This window comes from Pseudomonas sp. OTU5201, from assembly GCF_038440135.1.
GTDB classification, from domain to species: domain Bacteria; phylum Pseudomonadota; class Gammaproteobacteria; order Pseudomonadales; family Pseudomonadaceae; genus Metapseudomonas; species Metapseudomonas resinovorans.
In genome coordinates this window covers 64290-86217 of sequence record NZ_JASATC010000001.1, presented here as the reverse complement: position 1 = coordinate 86217, position 21928 = coordinate 64290, and the positions used below count along the sequence as shown (strand labels likewise).

Annotated in this window: 15 protein-coding genes and 4 tRNA genes; 12 read left to right on the top strand and 7 right to left on the bottom strand. The window is 60.0% G+C overall.

Annotated elements, in window-relative coordinates; genetic code table 11:
- Nucleotides 1–5 precede the first annotated feature (5 nt).
- Nucleotides 6–1673, top strand: a complete 1668-nt coding sequence (locus AAHM40_RS00420; protein WP_342242945.1) for a glutamine--tRNA ligase/YqeY domain fusion protein — start codon at nt 6–8, stop codon at nt 1671–1673.
- 2 nt (nt 1674–1675) lie between these two features.
- On the top strand, nt 1676–3058 hold the full coding sequence (gene cysS, locus AAHM40_RS00415) for a cysteine--tRNA ligase (protein ID WP_342243072.1): 1383 nt from the start codon (nt 1676–1678) through the stop codon (nt 3056–3058).
- A 67-nt stretch (nt 3059–3125) separates the two neighbouring features.
- Here cysS and folD read toward each other — a convergent pair whose 3' ends face one another.
- Nucleotides 3126–3980 carry a bifunctional methylenetetrahydrofolate dehydrogenase/methenyltetrahydrofolate cyclohydrolase FolD gene (gene folD, locus AAHM40_RS00410; protein ID WP_342242944.1) on the bottom strand — a complete coding sequence of 285 codons (855 nt, stop codon included), beginning with the start codon at nt 3978–3980 and terminating at the stop codon, nt 3126–3128.
- Between the two features lie 263 nt (nt 3981–4243).
- Here folD and AAHM40_RS00405 point away from each other — a divergent pair.
- The 10 genes from AAHM40_RS00405 (at nt 4244) to AAHM40_RS00360 (ending at nt 13468) form a co-directional block, all read left to right on the top strand.
- Nucleotides 4244–4320 (top strand) — tRNA-Arg (locus AAHM40_RS00405).
- Nucleotides 4321–4354: 34 nt separating this feature from the next.
- Nucleotides 4355–4430 (top strand) — tRNA-His (locus tag AAHM40_RS00400).
- Between the two features lie 56 nt (nt 4431–4486).
- Nucleotides 4487–4571: transfer RNA gene (locus AAHM40_RS00395), tRNA-Leu, on the top strand.
- Between the two features lie 116 nt (nt 4572–4687).
- Nucleotides 4688–4763 (top strand) — tRNA-His (locus AAHM40_RS00390).
- 242 nt (nt 4764–5005) lie between these two features.
- Entirely contained in the window at nt 5006–6316 is a 1311-nt protein-coding gene (gene tig / locus AAHM40_RS00385) for a trigger factor (RefSeq protein ID WP_342242943.1), read from the top strand.
- A 96-nt stretch (nt 6317–6412) separates the two neighbouring features.
- On the top strand, nt 6413–7054 hold the full coding sequence (gene clpP / locus AAHM40_RS00380; protein WP_028627764.1) for an ATP-dependent Clp endopeptidase proteolytic subunit ClpP: 642 nt from the start codon (nt 6413–6415) through the stop codon (nt 7052–7054).
- 109 nt (nt 7055–7163) lie between these two features.
- On the top strand, nt 7164–8444 hold the full coding sequence (gene clpX / locus AAHM40_RS00375) for an ATP-dependent Clp protease ATP-binding subunit ClpX (protein WP_342242942.1): 1281 nt from the start codon (nt 7164–7166) through the stop codon (nt 8442–8444).
- Between the two features lie 133 nt (nt 8445–8577).
- Entirely contained in the window at nt 8578–10974 is a 2397-nt protein-coding gene (lon, locus tag AAHM40_RS00370) for an endopeptidase La (RefSeq protein WP_342242941.1), read from the top strand.
- A 135-nt stretch (nt 10975–11109) separates the two neighbouring features.
- Nucleotides 11110–11382, top strand: coding sequence for a nucleoid-associated protein HU-beta (gene hupB / locus AAHM40_RS00365; protein WP_003087931.1), 273 nt, complete (start codon nt 11110–11112; stop codon nt 11380–11382).
- A 211-nt stretch (nt 11383–11593) separates the two neighbouring features.
- A complete protein-coding gene (locus AAHM40_RS00360; protein ID WP_342242940.1) occupies nt 11594–13468 on the top strand; it encodes a SurA N-terminal domain-containing protein in 1875 nt (624 codons plus the stop codon).
- A 132-nt stretch (nt 13469–13600) separates the two neighbouring features.
- On the opposite strand, the gene fabI is transcribed toward AAHM40_RS00360, so the two are convergent.
- Genes fabI through AAHM40_RS00330 form a run of 6 tightly spaced genes read right to left on the bottom strand, consistent with a single transcriptional unit; the run spans nt 13601 to nt 21803 of the window.
- Complete coding sequence (gene fabI / locus AAHM40_RS00355; RefSeq protein ID WP_342242939.1) at nt 13601–14395, bottom strand: enoyl-ACP reductase FabI; 795 nt, start codon at nt 14393–14395, stop codon at nt 13601–13603.
- A 20-nt stretch (nt 14396–14415) separates the two neighbouring features.
- The gene (locus AAHM40_RS00350; RefSeq protein ID WP_342242938.1) at nt 14416–16023 is read right to left on the bottom strand and encodes an ABC transporter ATP-binding protein; all 1608 of its coding nucleotides are present in this window, start codon (nt 16021–16023) and stop codon (nt 14416–14418) included.
- 1 nt (nt 16024) lies between these two features.
- Entirely contained in the window at nt 16025–17044 is a 1020-nt protein-coding gene (locus tag AAHM40_RS00345; RefSeq protein ID WP_342242937.1) for an ABC transporter permease, read from the bottom strand.
- A gap of 2 nt (nt 17045–17046) precedes the next feature.
- A complete protein-coding gene (locus tag AAHM40_RS00340; RefSeq protein ID WP_342242936.1) occupies nt 17047–18132 on the bottom strand; it encodes a microcin C ABC transporter permease YejB in 1086 nt (361 codons plus the stop codon).
- Nucleotides 18133–19980 carry an extracellular solute-binding protein gene (locus AAHM40_RS00335; RefSeq protein WP_342242935.1) on the bottom strand — a complete coding sequence of 616 codons (1848 nt, stop codon included), beginning with the start codon at nt 19978–19980 and terminating at the stop codon, nt 18133–18135.
- Nucleotides 19977–21803: an extracellular solute-binding protein gene (locus AAHM40_RS00330; protein WP_342242934.1), complete on the bottom strand. Its 1827-nt coding sequence runs from the start codon at nt 21801–21803 to the stop codon at nt 19977–19979. The genes AAHM40_RS00335 and AAHM40_RS00330 overlap by 4 nt, the downstream gene beginning before the upstream one ends.
- Between the last annotated feature and the right edge of the window lie 125 nt (nt 21804–21928).

The following is a 21928-nucleotide window of genomic DNA, read 5'->3' as shown; positions in this document are numbered from 1 at the left end:
ACCCCATGAGCAAGCCAGAGACTCCCGCCGCTTCCAACTTCCTGCGCCAGATCGTCCAGGCGGATCTGGACGCCGGCAAGCACACCAAGATCGTCACCCGCTTCCCGCCGGAGCCCAACGGCTATCTGCACATTGGTCATGCCAAGTCGATCTGCCTGAACTTCGGCCTGGCCAAGGAGTTCGGCGGTGATTGCCATCTGCGCTTCGACGACACCAACCCGGCTAAGGAAGACCAGGAGTACATCGACGCCATCGAAAGCGATGTGAAGTGGCTGGGCTTCGATTGGGCCGGCGAGGTGCGTTACGCCTCCAATTATTTCGACCAGTTGCACGACTGGGCTGTCGAGTTGATCAAGGCCGGCAAGGCGTTCGTTTGCGACCTGTCTCCAGAAGAGGCGCGCGAGTTCCGCGGCAGCCTGACCGAGCCGGGCAGGAACAGCCCCTTTCGTGATCGTTCGGTTGAGGAGAACCTGGACCTGTTCGCTCGTATGAAGGCCGGTGAGTTCCCGGATGGCACCCGTTCCCTGCGCGCGAAGATCGACATGACTTCGCCGAATATGAACCTGCGCGATCCGATCCTCTATCGTATCCGTCATGCCCACCATCACCAGACTGGCGACAAGTGGTGCATCTACCCGAGCTATGACTTCACTCACGGTCAGTCGGACGCCATCGAGGGCATCACCCATTCCATCTGCACCCTGGAGTTCGAGGATCACCGTCCGCTCTACGAATGGTTCCTGGAAAACTTGTCGGTCCCGGCCCAGCCTCGCCAGTACGAGTTTTCGCGCCTCAATCTGAACTACACCATCACCAGTAAGCGCAAGCTCAAGCAACTGGTTGATGAAGGTCACGTCAGCGCCTGGGACGATCCGCGCATGTCGACCCTGTCCGGCTACCGTCGCCGTGGCTACACCCCGGAGTCCATTCGCAATTTCTGCGAGATGATCGGCGTGAACCGTGCCAGCGGCGTAGTGGATATTGGCATGCTGGAGTTCAGCATCCGCGATCACCTCGATGCCACCGCACCGCGCGCAATGTGCGTTCTGAAGCCCCTGAAGGTGGTCATCACCAACTACCCGGAAGGCCAGGTCGAGAACCTTGAGTTGTCGCGCCATCCGAAGGAAGACATGGGCGTGCGCGTCCTGCCGTTCTCTCGTGAGCTGTACATCGATGCTGGTGACTTCGAGGAGGTTCCGCCGGCCGGCTATAAGCGCTTGATCCCTGGCGGCGAAGTACGCCTGCGTGGCAGCTACGTGATCCGCGCCGACGAGGCTATCAAGGATGCGGCAGGCAATATCGTCGAACTGCGCTGCTCCTACGATCCGGACACCCTGGGCAAGAACCCGGAAGGCCGCAAGGTCAAAGGCGTGATCCATTGGGTCCCGGCCGAAGGCAGCGTTGAATGCGAAGTGCGCCTGTACGACCGCCTGTTCCGTTCGCCGAACCCGGAGAAGTCGGAAGAGGGGGGGAGCTTCCTCGACAACATCAACCCGGATTCCCTGCAGGTGTTGAGTGGTTGCCGTGCTGAGCCGTCACTGGCCCAGGCAAAGCCTGAGGATCGCTTCCAGTTCGAGCGTGAGGGTTACTTCTGCGCCGACCTGAAGGACTCCCGCCCTGGCAAGCCTGTTTTCAACCGTACCGTGACCCTGCGCGATTCCTGGGGCCAATGATGATGCTGTCGATCTACAACACCCTGAGCAAGACCAAGGAGCCCCTGAAGCCGCTGGTCGGCAACCAGGTGCGCATGTATGTCTGCGGCATGACCGTCTATGACTTCTGCCATATCGGCCATGCTCGAGTGATGGTGGCTTTTGACGTGGTGGCGCGCTGGCTGCGTCATCGCGGTTATGACCTTACCTACGTGCGCAACATCACTGACATCGACGACAAGATCATTCGTCGCGCCAATGAGAATGGCGAGCCTTTCGAGGCGCTGGTGGAGCGCATGATCGCCGCGATGCATGAGGATGAGGCGCGCCTGTCAGTGCTGCGTCCGGACATGGAGCCGCGTGCCACCGACCATATCGCCGGCATGCACGAGATGATCCAGACACTGATCGACAAGGGCTTCGCCTATGCTCCGGGCAATGGCGATGTCTACTACCGGGTGGGCAAGTTCGTCGGTTACGGAAAACTCTCGCGCAAGAAGATTGAAGATCTGCGCATCGGCGCCCGTATCGAAGTGGATGAGGCCAAGGAAGACCCGCTGGATTTCGTGCTCTGGAAAGGTGCCAAGCCTGGTGAGCCTAGTTGGGAATCGCCCTGGGGGCCTGGCCGCCCGGGTTGGCACATTGAGTGCTCGGTTATGTCCACCTGCTGCCTGGGCGAGACCTTTGACATTCACGGCGGTGGTCCGGACCTGGTGTTCCCGCACCACGAAAACGAGATTGCCCAGAGCGAGGCGGCCACCGGCAAGCTGTATGCCAATGCCTGGATGCACGCGGGGGCTGTGCGGGTGGATGGCGAGAAGATGTCCAAGTCCCTGGGCAATTTCTTCACTATTCGCGAGGTGCTGGAAAAGTACCATCCCGAGGTGGTGCGCTACCTGCTGGTGTCCAGCCACTACCGCAGTCCGATCAACTACTCCGAGGAAAGCCTCAAGGAGGCCAAGGGCGCCCTGGAGCGTTTCTATCATGCTCTGCGCGGTCTGCCCGATGCGGCTCCGGCAGGTGGCGAGGCTTTCGTCGAGCGATTTGCGGCGGCCATGGACGATGACTTCAACAGTCCGGAAGCCTGTGCGGTGCTCTTCGAGATGGTGCGTGAGGTGAATCGTCTGCGTGATGGCGACCTGCCGGCTGCTGCTGCCCTGGCGGCGCAGCTCAAGACGCTGGGCGGATTGCTCGGTGTTCTGCAACTGGAGTCGGATGCCTTCCTGCGCGCAGGTGCCGAAGGCAAGGTGGACGCTGCTGAGGTCGAGGGGCTGATTCAGGCTCGCCTGCGGGCGCGTGCGGAGAAGGACTGGGCCGAATCCGACCGTATCCGCGACCAGCTGAGCGCCATGGGCGTAGTGCTGGAAGATGGGAAGGGTGGTACCACTTGGCGCCTCGCTGACTGAGTCGCCTCGATCGGATCCGCCCAATAGAAAAGGCCGCTTGATGCGGCCTTTTCTATTTGCTGGCGCCTTACGCGTGGAGCGCTTCGGCGGCGTAGAGGGTGTTTTCCAGCAGGCAGGCGCGAGTCATGGGGCCGACGCCGCCTGGGACTGGGGTGATCCAGCTGGCGCGCTGCTCGGCCACGTCATATTCCACGTCCCCCACCAGCTTGCCGTCGTCCTGGCGATTGATGCCGACATCGATGACGATCGCGCCGGGCTTGATCCACTCACCCTTCACCAGGCCTGGTTTGCCGGCGGCCACTACCACCAGGTCTGCGTTGGCTACGTGGCCTGCCAGATCCTTGGTGAATCGGTGTGTAACCGTTACGGTGCAGCCGGCGAGCAGAAGTTCGAGGGCCATTGGGCGGCCGACGATGTTGGAGGCGCCCACAACAACGGCGTTCATGCCATAGAGGTCGGTGCCGGTGCTTTCCAAGAGGGTCATGATGCCCTTGGGAGTGCAGGGGCGGAGCAGGGGAATGCGTTGGGCCAGGCGGCCGACGTTGTAAGGATGGAAGCCGTCCACGTCCTTGTCGGGGTGGATGCGCTCTAGCAGCTGCGAGGCGTCCAGGTGTTCCGGCAGTGGTAGCTGAACCAGGATGCCGTCGATCGCCGGGTCTTCATTGAGGCGATCGATCAGGGCCAGCAGCTCAGCCTGGCTGGTGCTGGCGGGCAAGTCATGGGCCTGCGACAGAAAGCCGACTTCCTCGCAATCCTTGCGCTTGTGGGCGACATAGACCTGGGAGGCGGGATCGCTGCCGACCAGGATCACGGCGAGGCCGGGGACGCGAAGTCCTTGCTGGCGACGCTCGGCGACACGTAGGGCTATCTGCTGGCGGAGGCGGGCGGCGATCGTTTTGCCGTCGATCAGTTGTGCGGTCATGACGCTAGATTAACCATCGGGAAGGGCTAAAAAGGGCGCGTATTCTCGCATGGAGGGGCGGGCGGGCAAAGGCGGGTGGTCTGCATTTTGTCCTGACGCTTATATCTTTCTGATTTTTTTCAATTTTCTAGTTGACGAGGGGTGGGGCTGGCTATAAGATGCGCCCCGCTTGTCGAGCACAGCCTGTCGTTGGGTAAGGCGGCAAAGACGAATCCAAGTGATTCGGTCTAGGCCGAAGCTTTATAGTCTGCTCGCAGATATAAGCGCCCGTAGCTCAGCTGGATAGAGCATCCGCCTTCTAAGCGGATGGTCGCAGGTTCGAGTCCTGCCGGGCGTGCCATTTGGCACATTTGGCTCAAGCAATGCGTAATATGGTGGGCGTAGCTCAGTTGGTAGAGCACAGGATTGTGGCTCCTGGTGTCGTGGGTTCGATTCCCATCGTCCACCCCATATTCCAGAGAGCGCCAGGCAACGTGCCTGGCGTTTTCGTTTCAAGTGTTGTCTCTGCGGACGTGGTGGAATTGGTAGACACACTGGATTTAGGTTCCAGCGCCGCAAGGCGTGAGAGTTCGAGTCTCTCCGTCCGCACCATGATGTTCGAATCGTTCTGAATAGTGGATGCTCCGCGGATTCTTGGCGATTCTGGTTGTAAGGCGGTGGCCCCAGTGGCTACCGTTGCTGATGAAAGTCAGTGAATGCGCAATATGGTGGGCGTAGCTCAGTTGGTAGAGCACAGGATTGTGGCTCCTGGTGTCGTGGGTTCGATTCCCATCGTCCACCCCATATTCATGAAGGCGCCAGGCTCATTGCCTGGCGTTTTCATTTCCGGATCGAGGCGGCTCCGGCGCGGTGCGGAATCAGGGAGCTGCCCGACTTCCCGAGGTGTCGCGAATTCCCTTTCTTTTCTCTCTTCGATTTGCCGGCTGTTACTGGCGGGTGACTTCTGTAAATCGACCCACTAGAATGCATGCCCTTGATTCTGGGGCCGGAACGGCCGGCTTATGTCTGTGCAACGAGGATTATCCATGCAAGTTTCTGTAGAAAGCACCTCCGCTCTTGAGCGCCGCATGACCATCGGCGTGCCGGCCGAGCGCGTCGAGAACGAAGTGACCAAGCGCCTGCAGCAGACTGCCCGCCGCGCCAAGGTTGCCGGTTTCCGTCCGGGCAAAGTGCCGATGAGCGTCATTCGTCAGCGCTTCGAGGACTCCGCTCGTCAGGAAGTCCTGGGTGACCTGATCCAGTCTTCCTTCTATGAGGCTGTTGTCGAGCAGAAGCTGAATCCGGCCGGTGCCCCGTCTGTCGAGCCTAAAGTGTTCGAGAAGGGCAAGGATCTTGAATACATCGCCACTTTCGAAGTGTTCCCCGAATTCAAGGTTGCCGGTTTCGAAGAGATCGCCATCGAGCGCCTGCAGGCTGAGGTTGGTGACGCTGATGTCGACAACATGCTGGACATCCTGCGCAAGCAGAACACCCGTTTCGAGGCTGTTGAGCGCGCCGCCGAGAACGGTGATCAACTGAACATCGATTTCGTCGGTAAGGTGGACGGTGAGGCCTTTGCTGGCGGCTCCGCCAAAGGCACCCTGCTGGTGCTGGGTTCCGGTCGCATGATTCCGGGCTTCGAAGAGGCTCTGGTTGGCGTCAAAGCCGGTGAAGAGCGTGTGATCAATCCGACCTTCCCGGCCGACTACCAGAATCTGGACCTGGCTGGTAAGGCTGCAGAGTTCACCGTGACCGTGAACGGCGTTTCCGCTCCTCAACTGCCTGAGTTGAACGATGAGTTCTTCTCCCTGTTCGGCATCAAGGAAGGTGGTCTGGAAGGCTTCCGCGCCGAAGTTCGCAAGAACATGGAGCGTGAGCTGCGTCAGGCCACCAAGTCCAAGGTGAAGAACCAGGTGATGGACGGTCTGTTGGCTGCCAACCCGGTTGAGGTGCCGAAGGCCCTGATCGGCAACGAAGTGAACCGTCTGCGCGTCCAGGCTGTTCAGCAGTTCGGCGGCAACATCAACCCTGAGCAGCTGCCGGCCGAGCTGTTTGAAGAGCAAGCCAAGCGTCGCGTGGTCCTGGGTCTGATCGTGGCTGAAGTGGTCAAGCAGTTCGAGCTGAAGCCCGATGAGGCCCGCGTGCGCGAGCTGATCGAAGAAATGGCCTCCGCCTATCAGGAGCCGGAGCAAGTCGTGGCCTGGTACTACAAGAACGACCAGCAACTGAACGAAGTCCGTTCGGTTGTGCTGGAAGAACAAGTTGTAGATACTGTCCTGCAGAAGGCCAAAGTAACCGACACGTCGGTTTCCTACGAAGAGGCAGTCAAGCCGGCAGAAGCTCCGAAAGCCGACTGATCGTTCCGCCTCCTTCGAATACACCATAAGCCAGCCTCCGAGCTGGCTTATGCGTCTTTGAGACATGACTATCTAGTTAGGGAGTGATCGCAGGACATGTCCCGCAATTCTTTCGTGCAGCAAATGCCTGACATCCAAGCCGCTGGCGGTCTGGTGCCTATGGTGATCGAGCAGTCCGCCCGCGGCGAACGAGCTTATGACATTTATTCGCGCCTGTTGAAAGAGCGCGTGATCTTCCTGGTGGGCCCCGTAGAAGACTACATGGCCAATCTGGTGGTGGCGCAGCTGCTTTTCCTCGAGGCCGAGAACCCCGACAAGGACATCCAACTCTACATTAACTCTCCGGGTGGCTCGGTGACTGCCGGTATGTCGATCTACGACACCATGCAGTTCATCAAGCCCGACGTTTCGACCTTGTGCATTGGTCAGGCGTGCAGTATGGGAGCGTTGCTGCTGGCTGGTGGTGCTGCGGGCAAGCGTTTCTGCCTGCCGCATTCGCGTATGATGATTCACCAGCCGCTGGGCGGTTTCCAGGGGCAGGCCTCGGACATCGAGATTCATGCCCGTGAGATACTCACCATTCGCGAGCGCCTGAACAAGATCCTGGCCGACCACACTGGTCAGCCGATTGATGTGATCGCACGCGACACCGACCGCGACAATTTCATGAGTGGTGACGAGGCAGTCAAATACGGCCTGATCGATCAGGTGCTCAGCAAGCGCCAGCTCGTGGGCTAAGCCTATCCGCAAGACTGCGGCCGGAGAATATCCGGCCGTTTCGCGGGGTTGAAAATGCCCGCATTTGCCTTCATCTTGTGTTTCAAGCCTACCCGATTGGATCGATCGAATGACTGACACCCGCAACGGCGAGGACAACGGCAAACTGCTTTATTGCTCTTTCTGCGGCAAAAGCCAGCACGAAGTACGCAAACTGATTGCCGGTCCCTCCGTATTTATCTGCGACGAGTGCGTCGACCTGTGCAACGACATCATCCGTGAGGAGGTGCAGGAAGCCCAGGCCGAGAGCAGTGCGCACAAACTGCCTGCGCCCAAGGAAATTCGCACCATCCTCGACCAATACGTGATTGGTCAGGAGCGGGCGAAGAAGGTTCTCGCGGTAGCGGTGTACAACCACTACAAGCGTTTGAACCAGCGCGACAAGAAAGATGACGTCGAACTGGGCAAGAGCAACATTCTGCTGATCGGGCCCACCGGTTCGGGCAAGACGCTGCTGGCTGAAACGCTGGCTCGCCTGCTTAACGTACCCTTCACCATCGCTGATGCCACTACCCTCACCGAGGCGGGTTACGTTGGCGAAGACGTTGAGAACATCATCCAGAAGCTGCTGCAGAAGTGCGATTACGATGTAGAGAAGGCCCAGATGGGTATCGTCTATATCGACGAGATCGACAAGATTTCCCGCAAGTCGGACAACCCGTCCATCACCCGCGACGTATCGGGCGAGGGTGTGCAGCAAGCCCTGCTGAAGCTGATCGAAGGCACCGTAGCCTCGGTTCCGCCGCAAGGCGGTCGCAAGCATCCGCAACAGGAATTCTTGCAGGTTGATACCCGCAACATACTGTTCATCTGTGGCGGTGCGTTTGCTGGCCTGGAAAAAGTGATCCAGAACCGTTCGACCAGAGGTGGTATCGGTTTCAATGCCGAAGTCCGCAGCAAGGATCTGGGCAAAAAGGTGGGCGAAGCCCTCCGTGAAGTCGAGCCGGAAGACCTTGTGAAGTTCGGTCTGATTCCTGAGTTCGTAGGTCGACTGCCGGTCATTGCCACCCTCGACGAACTGGATGAGGCTGCGCTGATGCAGATCCTCACCGAGCCGAAGAACGCGCTGACAAAGCAATACGCCAAACTGTTCGAAATGGAAGGTGTGGACCTCGAGTTCCGTCCGGACGCGCTCAAAGCTGTTGCCCGTCGGGCGCTGGAGCGTAAAACCGGTGCGCGTGGCCTGCGCTCCATCCTTGAAGGTATCCTGCTCGACACCATGTATGAGATTCCCTCTCAAACAGATGTAAGCAAGGTAGTCATCGACGAAAGTGTCATCGAAGGATCGTCCAAGCCTCTGTTGATCTACGAGAACAACGAGCAGCCTGCCAAGGCGGCGCCTGACGCTTGATGAAACAAAGGGGCCTACGGGCCCCTTTGTATTTACTGCCTTAAAGCTTGTTTTTTCCCGGGCCTAACCCCATCTTAGGGCCAAGGGTTTTCCCATCTGTTTACGGCCCGAGGGCCGCCGTAGAGCTGATACCATGAATACGACTGCCGAATTACCTCTCCTGCCATTGCGTGATGTCGTGGTCTATCCGCACATGGTCATTCCCCTTTTCGTGGGGCGTGAGAAATCCATCGAGGCTCTCGAAGCTGCGATGACGGGGGACAAGCAGATCCTCCTGGTTGCCCAGAAGAACCCGGCCGACGATGATCCGGGCGAAGATGCCCTATATCGCATGGGTACTGTCGCCACCGTTCTGCAGCTCTTGAAGCTACCCGATGGCACAGTGAAAGTGCTGGTTGAGGGCGAGCAGCGGGGCGCCATCGAGCGTTTCATCGAAGTTGACGGTCATTGCCGCGCCGAAGTCAGCCTGGTCGACGAAGTCGATGCAGGCGAGCGCGAATCCGAAGTATTTATCCGCAGTCTACTCAGCCAGTTCGAACAGTACGTTCAATTGGGCAAGAAAGTCCCGTCCGAGGTGCTTTCGTCGCTGAACAGCATCGATGAACCGGGTCGCCTGGTGGACACCATGGCTGCCCACATGGCGCTGAAGATCGAGCAGAAGCAGGAAATCCTCGAACTGACCGACCTTCCCGAGCGTGTCGAGCATGTCCTGGCGCTGCTGGATGCCGAGATCGATCTGCTGCAGGTCGAGAAACGCATTCGTGGTCGCGTCAAGAAGCAGATGGAGCGCAGCCAGCGCGAGTACTACCTGAATGAGCAGATGAAGGCTATTCAGAAAGAGCTGGGGGACATCGATGAAGGTCACAACGAAGTCGAGGAGTTGAAAAAGCGTATCGACAACGCTGGGTTGACCAAAGAGGCGCTTGCCAAGGCTAATGCTGAGCTGAACAAGCTGAAGCAAATGTCGCCAATGTCCGCTGAAGCGACTGTGGTGCGCTCCTATATCGATTGGCTGGTCAATGTCCCATGGAAGGCCGAGAGCAAGGTTCGACTGGATCTGGCCAAGGCCGAAGATATCCTCGACGCTGATCATTACGGCCTGGAGGAGGTCAAGGAGCGCATCCTCGAATACCTCGCCGTGCAGAAGCGCGTGAAGAAGGTCAAGGGGCCGGTTCTTTGCCTGGTAGGCCCGCCCGGTGTCGGCAAGACCTCGCTGGCCGAGTCCATTGCGCGTGCCACCAATCGCAAGTTCGTGCGCATGGCCCTAGGCGGTGTGCGTGACGAGGCCGAGATTCGCGGTCATCGTCGTACCTACATTGGTTCCATGCCAGGTCGTTTGATCCAGAAGATGACCAAGGTCGGCGTGCGCAACCCGCTTTTCCTGCTCGACGAGATCGACAAGATGGGCAGCGACATGCGCGGTGATCCTGCTTCTGCGCTGCTGGAAGTGCTTGATCCCGAGCAGAACCACAATTTCAACGACCACTACCTGGAAGTCGACTACGACCTCTCGGACGTAATGTTCCTGTGCACTGCCAACTCCATGAACATTCCGGCACCGCTGCTGGATCGTATGGAAGTGATTCGACTGCCGGGTTACACCGAAGACGAGAAGGTCAACATCGCCGTCAAGTACCTTGCCCCCAAACAGACCAAGGCAAACGGTCTGAAGAAGGGCGAGGTGGAGTTCGACGAAGAGGCCATTCGCGACATCATTCGTTACTACACCCGAGAAGCCGGTGTGCGTAGCCTTGAGCGCCAGCTCGCCAAGGTCTGCCGCAAGGCTGTGAAGGAACACGCTCGCGAGAAACGCTTCGCCGTGCAGATCACTGCCGAATCGCTGGAGCACTTCCTTGGCGTGCGTAAATATCGCTACGGTCTGGCCGAGCAGCAGGATCAGATTGGTCAGGTAACTGGGCTGGCCTGGACTCAGGTTGGCGGCGAATTGCTGACCATCGAGGCAGCAGTCGTTCCTGGCAAGGGGCAACTGACCAAAACCGGTTCGCTGGGTGATGTGATGGCAGAATCCATTACGGCGGCTCTTACCGTGGTGCGTAGCCGGGCGAAGAGCCTGGGTATTCAGGCGGACTTCCACGAGAAACGGGATATCCACATCCATATGCCCGAGGGCGCTACTCCGAAGGATGGCCCCAGCGCTGGCATCGGCATGTGCACTGCGTTGGTTTCGGCCATGACGCAGATTCCGGTTCGTGCTGATGTGGCTATGACCGGGGAAATTACACTGCGGGGTCAGGTACTAGCGATTGGCGGTCTGAAAGAGAAATTGCTGGCCGCACATCGTGGTGGAATCAAGACCGTGATCATTCCCGAAGAGAATGTGCGCGATCTGAAAGAAATTCCCGAAAATATCAAGCAAGACTTGGCGATTAAACCAGTTAAATGGATTGACGAGGTCCTGCAAATTGCGCTGCAATACGCGCCGGAGCCCTTGCCCGATGCGGCTCCGGAGATGGTTGCAAAGGATGACAAGCGCGAGACTGATTCCAAGGAGCGAATCAGCACGCATTAGCCGGGGGGCTTCCTTGACACATTTTTAGAGCCCTTGTTATAAAGCGGCTCTTATGTGTTAGCAGGCCAACCAGCACCCGCTTTGCTTACACCAAACAACTAAGAAACAACTCAACAGAAATAAGGGGACTTAAGAGTGAACAAGTCGGAACTGATTGATGCTATCGCCGCATCTGCTGACATCCCGAAAGCTGTAGCTGGCCGCGCGCTGGACGCAGTTATCGAATCCGTTACTGGCGCTCTGAAGGCTGGTGACTCCGTGGTCCTGGTTGGCTTCGGTACTTTCGCTGTTAAAGAGCGTGCTGCTCGTACTGGCCGTAACCCGCAGACTGGCAAGCCGATCAAGATTGCTGCTGCCAAGATCCCTGGCTTCAAGGCCGGCAAAGCTCTGAAAGACGCCGTCAACTAAGCGTCTTTCGGGCTTTGCCCGATCAGGCCGGGCAAGCCTGGCCTGATAGCGGAGCGGTGGAAGCGAAGGGTTTCTTCCTACCACCAGAGAGGTCGAATCTCAGACTCCGCAAGCTACGAGAAGGCGCATCCTAGGATGCGCCTTTCTCTTATTCGGATACTCTACCCGCGTTACTCGGCTGCGACTCAATGTGGCCGTTTCTGGGGGACCCATGCTGCAGAACATACGGGACAATTCACAGGGGTGGATTGCCAAAACCATCATTGGCGTCATCATCGCGCTGCTGGCACTGACCGGCTTCGACGCCATCTTCAATGCCACCAGCAGTCGCCAGAGCGCGGCTGAGGTCAACGGTGATGAGATCACCCTGGACCAACTAAGCGAAGCCGTGAACATGCAGCGTCGCCAGTTGCAGCAACAGTTGGGTAAGGACTTCGATGCCTCCCTGCTGGACGAGAAGCTGTTGCGTGAAGCCGCGCTGAAGGGGCTGATCGAACGTAAGCTCCTACTGCAAGGCGCTGGAGAGGCCGACTTTGCTTTCTCGCAGAGTGCTATTGACCAGTTGATCCTGCAGACGCCGGAGTTCCAAGTGGACGGCAAATTCAATGCCGACCGCTTCGATCAGGTGATACGTCAGATGAACTACAGCCGTCTGCAGTTCCGCCAGATGCTCGAGCAGGAAATGCTCATCGGTCAGCTGCGTGCCGGATTAGCTGGCAGTGGTTTCGTGACCGATGCAGAAGTTGAAGCTTTCGCTCGTTTGGAGAAACAGACTCGCGATTTCGCGACTCTGACCTTGAAGGCTGACCCGGCTGCAGTCAGCGTTTCTGAGGATGAGCTCAAGGCCTACTACGACGGTCACGTCGACCAGTTCATGAGCCCCGAGCAGGTGGTGATCGAATACGTCGAACTGAAGAAAGCTGCCTTCTTCAGCCGGGTTGAAGCCAAGGAGGAAGACCTCCAGGCCCAGTACCAGAAAGAGATCAGCAACCTTGCCGAACAGCGTCAGGCCGCCCACATCCTGGTAGAGATCAGCGACAAGCTCAACGAGGAGCAGGCCAAGGCCAAGATCGAGCAGATCAAGCAGCGTCTGGACAAGGGCGAAGACTTTGCCGCCCTGGCCAAGGAGTTCTCTGACGACTCCGGCTCCGCTACCAATGGAGGGGACTTGGGCTTTGCCGGCCCTGGCGTCTATGAGCCGACTTTCGAAGAGTCGCTGTACGCGCTGAAGCAGGGCGAGGTTTCCGTTCCGGTGCGTACCCAGTACGGTTGGCACCTGATCAAGCTGCTGGGTGTGCAGGCGCCTGAGGTGCCAAGCTTCGAGAGTCTGAAGCCGAAACTGGAGCACGACATCAAGGCCCAGCAGGTCGAGCAGCGCTTTGTCGAGGTAAGCAAGGAGCTGGAAGATGCCGCATTCGAGGCTTCGGACCTGGCGCAGCCCGCGCAGGAGCTGAACCTGGAAGTGAAGACCAGCGCTCCGTTCGGTCGTGAAGGTGGCGAAGGCCTGACCGCAAATCGCCAAGTCCTTCAGGCCGCGTTCAGTCCGGAAGTGCTGGAAGACGGCGCCAACAGTTCTGCCATTGAACTCGATCCGGACACCGTGGTCGTTCTGCGCGTCAAAGAGCACAAGAAGCCAGAACAGCTGGCGCTGGACAAGGTCAGTGACAGTATCCGCCAGCACCTGTTGGCGCAGAAGGCCGGTGAAGCCGTCAAGACCAAGGGTGACGCCTTGATTGCCAGCCTGCGCGAAGGTAAGACCCCGGTTGAACAGGCCCAGGATGGTCAATCCTGGCAGGTGGTAGAAGCCGCGACCCGCAGCCAGGAAGGTATCGAGCCGGTTGTGCTGCAGACCCTGTTCCGCATGCCGAAACCTGCAGCCGCCGACAAGCCCGAGTTCACTGGCGTAAAGCTTGGCAACGGCGATTACGTGGTGATCCGCCTGAACGGCATCAGTCAGTCGGAAGAGAAGTTGTCTGAGCAGGAGAAGGCGATGTATAGCCGCTTCCTCGCCTCGCGCAGTGGCCAGCAAGACTTTGCTGCCTACCGTCGCCAATTGGAAGATAAGGCGAAGATCGAACGTTTCTGACGTGTGTGTATGAAAGAGGCCGCACTGCGCGGCCTTTTTCTTTGGTGCGCCAGTCACGGCGCTACGCGCCAAGCCTGGCGCACCTACAAAAAAGCCCGCACATAAGTGCGGGCTTCTTCGTTAGTGCGGCTATCAGTCTTCGATGTTGCCCATGGCGGTGGTGTTGAAACCGCCGTCCACGTACATGATCTCGCCGCTGATACCCGAGGCCAGGTCGGAGCAGAGGAAGGCACCGGCGTTGCCAACTTCCTCAATGGTCACGTTGCGACGCAGGGGGGTCTGCTTCTCGTTTGCGGCGAGCATCTTGCGGAAGCTCTTGATGCCGGAAGCAGCAAGGGTGCGGATCGGACCAGCGGAGATGGCGTTCACGCGTGTGCCTTCCGGGCCGAGGCTGCCGGCCAGGTAACGCACACCGGCTTCCAGGCTGGCCTTGGCCATGCCCATGACGTTGTAGTTCGGCATGGTGCGTTCGGCGCCCAGGTAGGACAGGGTCAGCAGGCTGCCGTTGCGGCCTTTCATCATTTCGCGGCCGGCCTTGGCCAGGGCCACGAAGCTGTAGGCGCTGATGTCGTGGGCGATGCGGAAACCTTCGCGGGTGGTGACTTCGGTGAAGTCGCCGTCCAGTTGGTCGCCCGGAGCGAAACCGACCGAGTGGACGATGCAGTCCAGGCCGTCCCACTTCTTGCTGAGGGCCTCGAAGACAGCGGCGATTTCTTCGTCGTTGGCCACGTCGCAGGGGAAGCAGAGTTCGGCGTTGGAGCCCCAGCTTGCGGCGAATTCTTCGACGCGGCCTTTCAGCTTGTCGTTCTGGTAGGTGAAGGCGAGCTCGGCGCCTTCGCGATGCATGGCTGCAGCGATGCCCGATGCGATGGACAGTTTGCTGGCTACGCCAACGATCAGTACGCGCTTACCGGCGAGAAAACCCATGTGCTTTCATCCTCTTCTGGTTAATGGGCAGTTTCTGGAGCCAGAAATGCGGCTTCCAGCAACTGCTTCGTATAGCTGTGCTGCGGTGCGGCGAAGATGCCCTCGGCTGGACCCTGCTCGACCACCTGCCCGTGCTTGATCACCATCAGATGGTGGCTCAATGCCCGGACCACAGCCAGATCATGGCTGATGAACAGGTAGGTCAAGTCGTACTTGGTCTGCAGCCTACGCAACAACTCCACCACTTGGCGCTGAACCGTCCGGTCGAGCGCCGAGGTGGGCTCGTCCAGCAGGATCAGTGCCGGTTTCAGCACCAACGCCCGGGCAATGGCAATCCGCTGCCGCTGCCCGCCGGAAAACTCGTGGGGGTAGCGGTGCCGGGTTTCCGGGTCCAACCCTACCTCCAGGAGCGCGTCGATGATGGCTTGTTCCTGCTCCGCCTCGGTGCCGATTCGGTGGATTCGAAGCCCCTCGCCGACAATCTGGCCCACGCACATGCGCGGGCTGAGACTGCCGAAGGGGTCCTGGAAGACCACTTGCATCTCGCGCCGGAACGGCCGCACGTCCTTCTGCGACAGTCCGTCCAGTGCCTGGCCCTGGAAACGGATGCCGCCCCGGCTGCCCAGCAGCCGGAGAATCGCCAGGCCCAGCGTGGACTTGCCGGAGCCGCTCTCGCCCACGATACCCAGGGTCTGGCCCTGCAGCAGGCTGAAGCTGACGCCGTCCACGGCCTTCACGTGGTCCACGGTGCGTCGCAGCAAGCCCTTTTTGATCGGGAACCACACACGCAGGTCATCGACCTCCAGCAGTGGTGCCCCCACCGGGTTCTGTGCCGGCTGGCCCGAAGGCTCGGCGCCGAGCAGTTCCTTGGTGTAGGGATGCTGCGGTGCGTGGAACAGCTCATCACACGACGCTTGTTCGACGATGCAACCTCGCTGCATGACACATACGCGATGCGCAATTCTCCGCACCAGGTTGAGGTCGTGGCTGATCAGCAGCAACGCCATGCCCAGGCGTGCCTGCAGTTCTTTTAGCAGCTCGAGGATTTTCAGCTGGACGGTGACATCCAGTGCGGTGGTGGGCTCGTCAGCGATCAGGAGTTCCGGCTCGTTGGCCAGTGCCATTGCGATCATCACCCGTTGCCGTTGCCCACCGGAGAGCTCGTGGGGGAAGGCCTTGAGACGTTTGTGCGGCTCAGGGATTCCGACCAGCTCAAGCAGTTCCAGGGTGCGTTTGGTGGCGGCCTTGCCAGTCAGCCCCTTGTGCAGGCCCAGCACTTCGTTGATCTGCTTCTCAATGCTGTGCAGCGGATTGAGCGAGGTCATGGGCTCCTGGAAGACCATGGCGATGCGGTTGCCGCGAATACCGCGCAGCTTGCTTTCGGGCAGCTTCAGCAGGTCCTTGCCGGCGTAGTTGATGCTGCCGTTCGGGTGGCGGGCGAGCGGATAGGGCAAAAGGCGCAGGATGGAGTGCGCGGTTACCGACTTTCCGGAGCCGCTTTCGCCCACCAGGGCCAGGGTTTCGCCTTTGCGGATGTCGAAACTGACGCCCTCGACTACACGCTGGACCTTCTCACCGGTGACGAACTCGACGGCGAGGTTGCGTATTTCGATCAGGTTCTCGCTCATTTCACTTCCTCGGGTCGAACGCATCGCGCGCGGCTTCGCCGATGAACACCAGTAAGGTCAACATGGCCGCTAGCACCAGGAAGGCAGAAATGCCCAGCCAGGGAGCCTGCAGGTTGGATTTGCCCTGTGCCACCAACTCGCCGAGGGAGGGGGCTCCCGGTGGAAGGCCGAAGCCAAGGAAGTCCAGCGCGGTCAGGGTGCCGATGGCGCCGGTGAGGATGAATGGCATGAAGGTCATGGTGGACACCATGGCGTTGGGCAGGATGTGTCGGAACATGATGGCGCCATTCTCCATGCCCAGTGCGCGGGCCGCGCGCACGTATTCGAGGTTGCGGCCACGGAGAAATTCGGCACGCACCACGTCCACCAGGCTCATCCATGAGAACAGCAGCATGATACCCAGCAGCCACCAGAAATTCGGCTGCACGAAGCTGGCCAGGATGATCAGGAGGTAGAGCACCGGCAGGCCGGACCAGATTTCAAGGAAGCGTTGGCCGGCCAAGTCCATCCAGCCGCCGTAGAAGCCCTGCAAGGCTCCGGCGATTACGCCGATGATGGAACTCAGCAAGGTCAAGGTCAGGGCGAACAGCACCGAGATGCGGAAGCCGTAGATGACCCGAGCCATCACGTCGCGCCCCTGGTCGTCCGTACCCAGCCAGTTTTCCGCCGAGGGCGGTGCCGGAGCCGGTACCTTGAGTTCGTAGTTGATGGTGTCGTAGCTGAAGGGAATGGGGGCCCAGATCATGCTGCCGCCCTTGGATTCGATCAGCTCGCGGATATAGGGCGTCTTGTAGTTGGCTTCCAGCGGGAACTCGCCGCCGAAGGTGGTTTCCGGATAGCGCTTGAGGAAGGGGAAGTACCACTGGCCGTCGTAGTCGACCATCAACGGCTTGTCGTTGGCGATCATTTCGGCGCCCAGGCTCAGGACGAAGAGGATCAGGAACAGCCAGAGCGACCACCAGCCGCGCTTGTTGGCCTTGAAACGTGCGAAGCGGCGCTGGTTGATGGGGGAGAGGGCCATGCTCAACCCTCCCGGTTTTCGAAGTCGATGCGTGGATCGACCAGGGTGTAGGTGAGATCGCCGATCAGTTTCACGACCAGTCCCAGCAAGGTGAAGATGAAGAGTGTGCCGAACACCACGGGGTAATCGCGATTCAGCGCGGACTCGAAGCTCAGCAGGCCCAGGCCGTCGAGGGAGAAGATCACCTCGATCAGTAGCGATCCCGTGAAGAACAAGCCGATGAAGGCCGCCGGGAAACCGGCGATGATCAGCAGCATCGCATTACGGAATACGTGGCCATAAAGCACGCGGTTTTCCGATAGGCCCTTGGCGCGGGCGGTGGTCACGTACTGTTTGTTGATCTCGTCGAGAAAGCTGTTCTTGGTCAGCAGGGTGAGGGTTGCGAAGTTACCGATCACCAGCGCAGTCACTGGCAGGGCCAGGTGCCAGAAGTAGTCGAGCATCTTGCCGGTCAGGCTCAGTTCGTCGAAGTTGTTCGAGGTGAGGCCGCGAAGGGGGAACCAGTCGAAGTAGCTACCGCCGGCGAAGAGCACGATCAGCAGGATGGCGAACAGGAACGCAGGAATGGCGTAGCCGATGATGATCGCGGTACTGCTCCAGACGTCGAAGGCGCTGCCGTGGCGCACGGCCTTGGCGATCCCCAGGGGTATGGAGACCAGGTACATGATCAGGGTGCTCCAGAGCCCGAGGGAGATGGACACCGGCAGCTTCTCGATGATCAGGTCGGTAACCTTGGCATCACGGAAGAAGCTATTGCCGAAATCCAGTTTCAGGTAGTTGGTGATCATCAGCCAGAAACGCTCCGGAGCCGGCTTGTCGAAGCCGTACATCTTCTCGATCTCGGCCACCAGTTCCGGGTCCAGGCCCTGGGCGCCGCGGTAGTTCGAGCCCGCTGTAGCAACTTCCGAACCTCCGCCGGAGATGCGTCCGGTGGCGCCACCCGCCGCGGCATCGAAGCCTTCCAGTTTGGCGATCATCTGTTCCACCGGGCCACCGGGGGCGGCCTGGATGATGATGAAGTTGATCAGCAGGATGCCGAACAGGGTGGGAATGATCAGCAGCAGTCGACGCAGTATGTAAGCGAGCATTTACTGGGCATCCGGCTCGGAGGGGGCTTGCTCGGACTCGCCAGCAGTTTCCGTGCCTGGTTTCTGCCACCAGGTCATCAGGCTGTAGTCATAGAGCGGCGTCGTTTCGGGGCGCTGGAAGTGGTTCCAGTAGGCCACGCGCCAGGTGTCGACATAGTAGTTGGGCACCACATAGTGACCCCAGAGCAGTACCCGATCGAGGGCGCGGGCGTGTACCACCAGGCTTTTGCGCGAGTCGGCGCGGATCAGACCCTCCACCAGCTTGTCGATGGCAGGGTCGCGCAGGCCGATGAAGTTGCGGCTGCCGGCACTGTCGGCGCTGCGCGAGTGCCAGAACTCCATCTGTTCGTTGCCCGGGGAGCTGGACTGCCCCCAGGTGGCCGGAATCATGTCGAAGTCGCGCGAGCGCAGGCGGTTGATGTACTGGGAAACGTCCACGCGGCGAATCTGCAGGTCGATGCCTAGCTCCGCCAGGTTGCGCTTGAAGGGCAGGATCACCCGTTCCAGGTTGGCCTGGGCGATGAGTATCTCAAAGGCCAGGGGCTTGCCATCCGGGCCGACCATCTTGTCGTTCTCGATCTTGTAACCGGCCGCCATGAGCAACTGGTAAGCGCGGCGTTTCTGGTCGCGGATGATGCCGCTGCCGTCACTCACCGGCGGTTTGAACACCTGGGTGAAGACTTCTCCCGGCACCTGGTCACGTAGCGGCTCGAGGATTTTCAGCTCCTCGGCATCAGGCATCTCGTGGGACGCCATCTCCGAGTTCTCGAAGTAGCTACTGGTGCGTTTGTAGGCGCCGAAGAACAGCTGCTTGTTGGCCCATTCGAAGTCAAACAACTGGGCAATGGCCTCGCGTACCCGGCGATCCTGGAATGCCGGTCGGCGAATGTTGAAGGCAAAGCCCTGCATCCCGGTCGGGTTATGGTTCGGGATGGCTTCCTTGACGATCTTGCCGGCGCGCAGGGCAGGGCTTTCGTAACCGGTAGCCCAATCCTTGGCGGAGTACTCCAGGTTGAAGTCGAACTGGCCGGCCTTGAAGGCCTCCAGTGACACCGACATGTCGCGGTAGTAGTCGACGGTTATCGCATCGAAGTTGTAGTAACCGCGCGTGACCGGAAGGTCTTTGGCCCACCAGTCCTTGACCCGCTCATAGCGAATGGAGCGGCCAGCGTCCACCTTGGCGATGCGGTAAGGGCCGCTGCCGAGCGGCGGGGCGAGATCGGTCTTGCCGAAGTCGCGACCTTCCCAGAAGTGCTTGGGTAGTACCTGGATCTGGCCGAGGATCAGCGGCAGTTCGCGATTGCCCGCGTGCTTGAAGTCGAAGCGCACGCGCAACCTGTCCTCGGCCTCAACCTTGGCCACGTCGGCGTAATAGTGGCGGTACATGGGGTCGCCATGCTCGACCAGCGTGTTGAAGGTGAAAATCACGTCCTCGGCCGTCACCGGCTGGCCATCGTGGAAGCGCGCCTTGGGATTCAGGTAGAAGCGCACGTAGCTGTTGTCCGGCGCCTTTTCGATCTTCTCCGCCAGCAGGCCGTACTCGGTGAAGGGTTCATCCGGGGAGTGGAAGGTAAGGCTGTCGTAGATCAGGCCGATCTGGTCGGCCGAATTGCCCCGCGGAATGAAGGGGTTGAGGCTGTCGAACCCGCCGACGCCGGCGAGACGCAGGACGCCACCCTTGGGCGCATCCGGGTTGACCCAGGAAAAGTGCGTGAAGTTCGCCGGGTACTTGGCAGGTTCGTCATACAGGGTGATGGCGTATTTGGGCTCGGCTGTGGCGAGGCCGGCCAGGGACAGCAGCAGGGCGCCACAACCTTGCAGGCAGCGGTTGCGCAGCGTTTTGCTCATCGGGCGTTCTCCGTGGGCTTCAGCCACCAGGCACGCAGGCCCAGGGTGTAGGGCGGCGTGGTGACGAAGGCGAACCGGTTGCGGTAGGCCAGGCGGTGATAATTGATGTACCAGTTGGGGACGCTGTAGTGCTCCCAGAGCAGGGTGCGGTCGAGTGCTCGCGCGACGGCCAGTTGTTCGTCGCGGCTCTGGGCGCCGAGTAGCTTGTCGATCAAGTCGTCGGCCACCGGGTTGGCGACGCCCGCGTAATTCTTGCTGCCCTTCACGCCCACCTGGCTGGAGTGGAAGTAGAGGTATTGCTCCAGGCCCGGACTCAGGGTCTGCGGCAGGGTCATCAGGATCATGTCGTAGTCGAAGTGGTCGAGGCGCTGCTTGTACTGCGCGCGGTCCACGGTCCTCAGGCTGACGTCGATGCCGATGCTGGCAAGGTTTTCGCGATAGGGCTGGAGGATGCGTTCAAGGTTCGGGTTGACCAGCAGGATTTCAAAACGCAGCGGCTGGCCACGATCATTCACCAGGCGCTGGCCGGACAGTTTCCAGCCGGCTCCGGCCAATAGACCGAGGGCGCGGCGAAGGGTTTCCCGCGGGATGCCGCGACCCTCGGTGGTGGGCACCTGGAACGGCTGGATGAACAGCGACTCCGGCAACTCCTTGCGGTGGGGTGACAGCAGCAGCCACTCGTGCCCCTCGGGCTTGCCCTGGGCGCTGAACTCGCTATTGGGGTAGTAGCTGGTGGAGCGCATATAGGCGTTGTTGAACAGGGTACGGTTGGTCCATTCGAAGTCGAACATCAGCCCCATCGCTTCGCGCACCTTGCGGTCACTAAAGATGGCGCGGCGGGTGTTCATGAACAGGGCCTGGGTCTGGGTCGGAATCTGGTGCGGGATCTCGGCGCGTATGACGTCGCCACGGGCGATGGCCGGGAAACGATAGCCATTGGCCCAGTTCTTCGCCTGATGCTCGACGTAGAAATCAAACTCCCCAGCCTTGAAGGCTTCGAACGCGACGTTGCTGTCGCGGTAGAACTCCACTTCGACCCGATCAAAGTTGTACTTGCCACGGTTGGCCGGCAATTTCTCGCCCCACCAGTCCTTGACGCGCTCGAATACCAGGCTGCGTCCCGGCCGGACCTGAGTGATGCGATAAGGGCCGCTGCCCAGGGGGGGCTCGAAGGTGGTGGCCTTGAAGTCGCGGTTTTCCCAGTAGTGCTGGGGGAGAACGGGCAACTCGCCAAGGCGCAGGATTAACAGCGGGTTGCCGGCGCGCTTGAGTACGAAGCGAATGCGGTGGCGGTTGAGGATGTCGACCCGCTTCACTTCCTGCAGGCTGGTGCGGTATTGCGGATGGCCGTTCTCGACCAGCGTGCGGTAGGAGAAGGCCACGTCATAGGCGGTAATCGGCTTGCCGTCGTGGAAGCGGGCTTCCTCCCGCAGGTTGAACACCACCCAGCTTCGGTCCTCGCTGTATTCAACGCTCCTGGCGATCAGTCCGTAGCTCGAGGCGGGCTCGTCCCCGGACGGGTCGTACTGGCCGGTACCCACCATCAACGGCTCGTTCAACTCAGTGACGCCGTACTGCAGGAAGTTGGGCGTGGCCACCGGGCTGGTGCCCTTGAAGGTGTAGGGATTGAGGGTGTCGAAGTTGCCGAAGGCCATCACCCGCAGTGTTCCGCCCTTGGGGGCGCTGGGGTTGACCCAGTCGAAATGGTCGAAGTTGGAGGGGTACTTCAGGGTGCCGAACTGCGCATAGCCGTGGCTTTCAATCAGGCTGGCGAAGCAGGGTTGGGCCAGCAGGCCGATGAGCATGAACGCAAGGCGACGCATCAGGTGGGGGTCCGATCCATGGCTGTTGTGTCGGGCATATGGGCGCTGGCCTCGCTGGCGGGAAGGCGCGGGCCTCGGGCCGGCGAAATCGTGTCGGGGGTCACGCGCTGCGGGTGTCGGCGGTG

Excerpts from the sequence above, each read along its gene's own strand:
- AAHM40_RS00420 (WP_342242945.1), top strand. The coding sequence starts at position 6 with ATGAGCAAGCCAGAGACTCCCGCCGCTTCCAACTTCCTGCGCCAGATC.
- cysS (WP_342243072.1), top strand. The coding sequence starts at position 1,676 with ATGCTGTCGATCTACAACACCCTGAGCAAGACCAAGGAGCCCCTGAAG.
- clpX (WP_342242942.1), top strand. The coding sequence starts at position 7,164 with ATGACTGACACCCGCAACGGCGAGGACAACGGCAAACTGCTTTATTGC.
- clpP (WP_028627764.1), top strand. The coding sequence starts at position 6,413 with ATGTCCCGCAATTCTTTCGTGCAGCAAATGCCTGACATCCAAGCCGCT.
- AAHM40_RS00345 (WP_342242937.1), bottom strand. The coding sequence starts at position 17,044 with ATGGCCCTCTCCCCCATCAACCAGCGCCGCTTCGCACGTTTCAAGGCC.
- folD (WP_342242944.1), bottom strand. The coding sequence starts at position 3,980 with ATGACCGCACAACTGATCGACGGCAAAACGATCGCCGCCCGCCTCCGC.
- tig (WP_342242943.1), top strand. The coding sequence starts at position 5,006 with ATGCAAGTTTCTGTAGAAAGCACCTCCGCTCTTGAGCGCCGCATGACC.
- AAHM40_RS00330 (WP_342242934.1), bottom strand. The coding sequence starts at position 21,803 with ATGCGTCGCCTTGCGTTCATGCTCATCGGCCTGCTGGCCCAACCCTGC.
- AAHM40_RS00335 (WP_342242935.1), bottom strand. The coding sequence starts at position 19,980 with ATGAGCAAAACGCTGCGCAACCGCTGCCTGCAAGGTTGTGGCGCCCTG.
- AAHM40_RS00360 (WP_342242940.1), top strand. The coding sequence starts at position 11,594 with ATGCTGCAGAACATACGGGACAATTCACAGGGGTGGATTGCCAAAACC.
- AAHM40_RS00350 (WP_342242938.1), bottom strand. The coding sequence starts at position 16,023 with ATGAGCGAGAACCTGATCGAAATACGCAACCTCGCCGTCGAGTTCGTC.
- AAHM40_RS00340 (WP_342242936.1), bottom strand. The coding sequence starts at position 18,132 with ATGCTCGCTTACATACTGCGTCGACTGCTGCTGATCATTCCCACCCTG.
- lon (WP_342242941.1), top strand. The coding sequence starts at position 8,578 with ATGAATACGACTGCCGAATTACCTCTCCTGCCATTGCGTGATGTCGTG.
- fabI (WP_342242939.1), bottom strand. The coding sequence starts at position 14,395 with ATGGGTTTTCTCGCCGGTAAGCGCGTACTGATCGTTGGCGTAGCCAGC.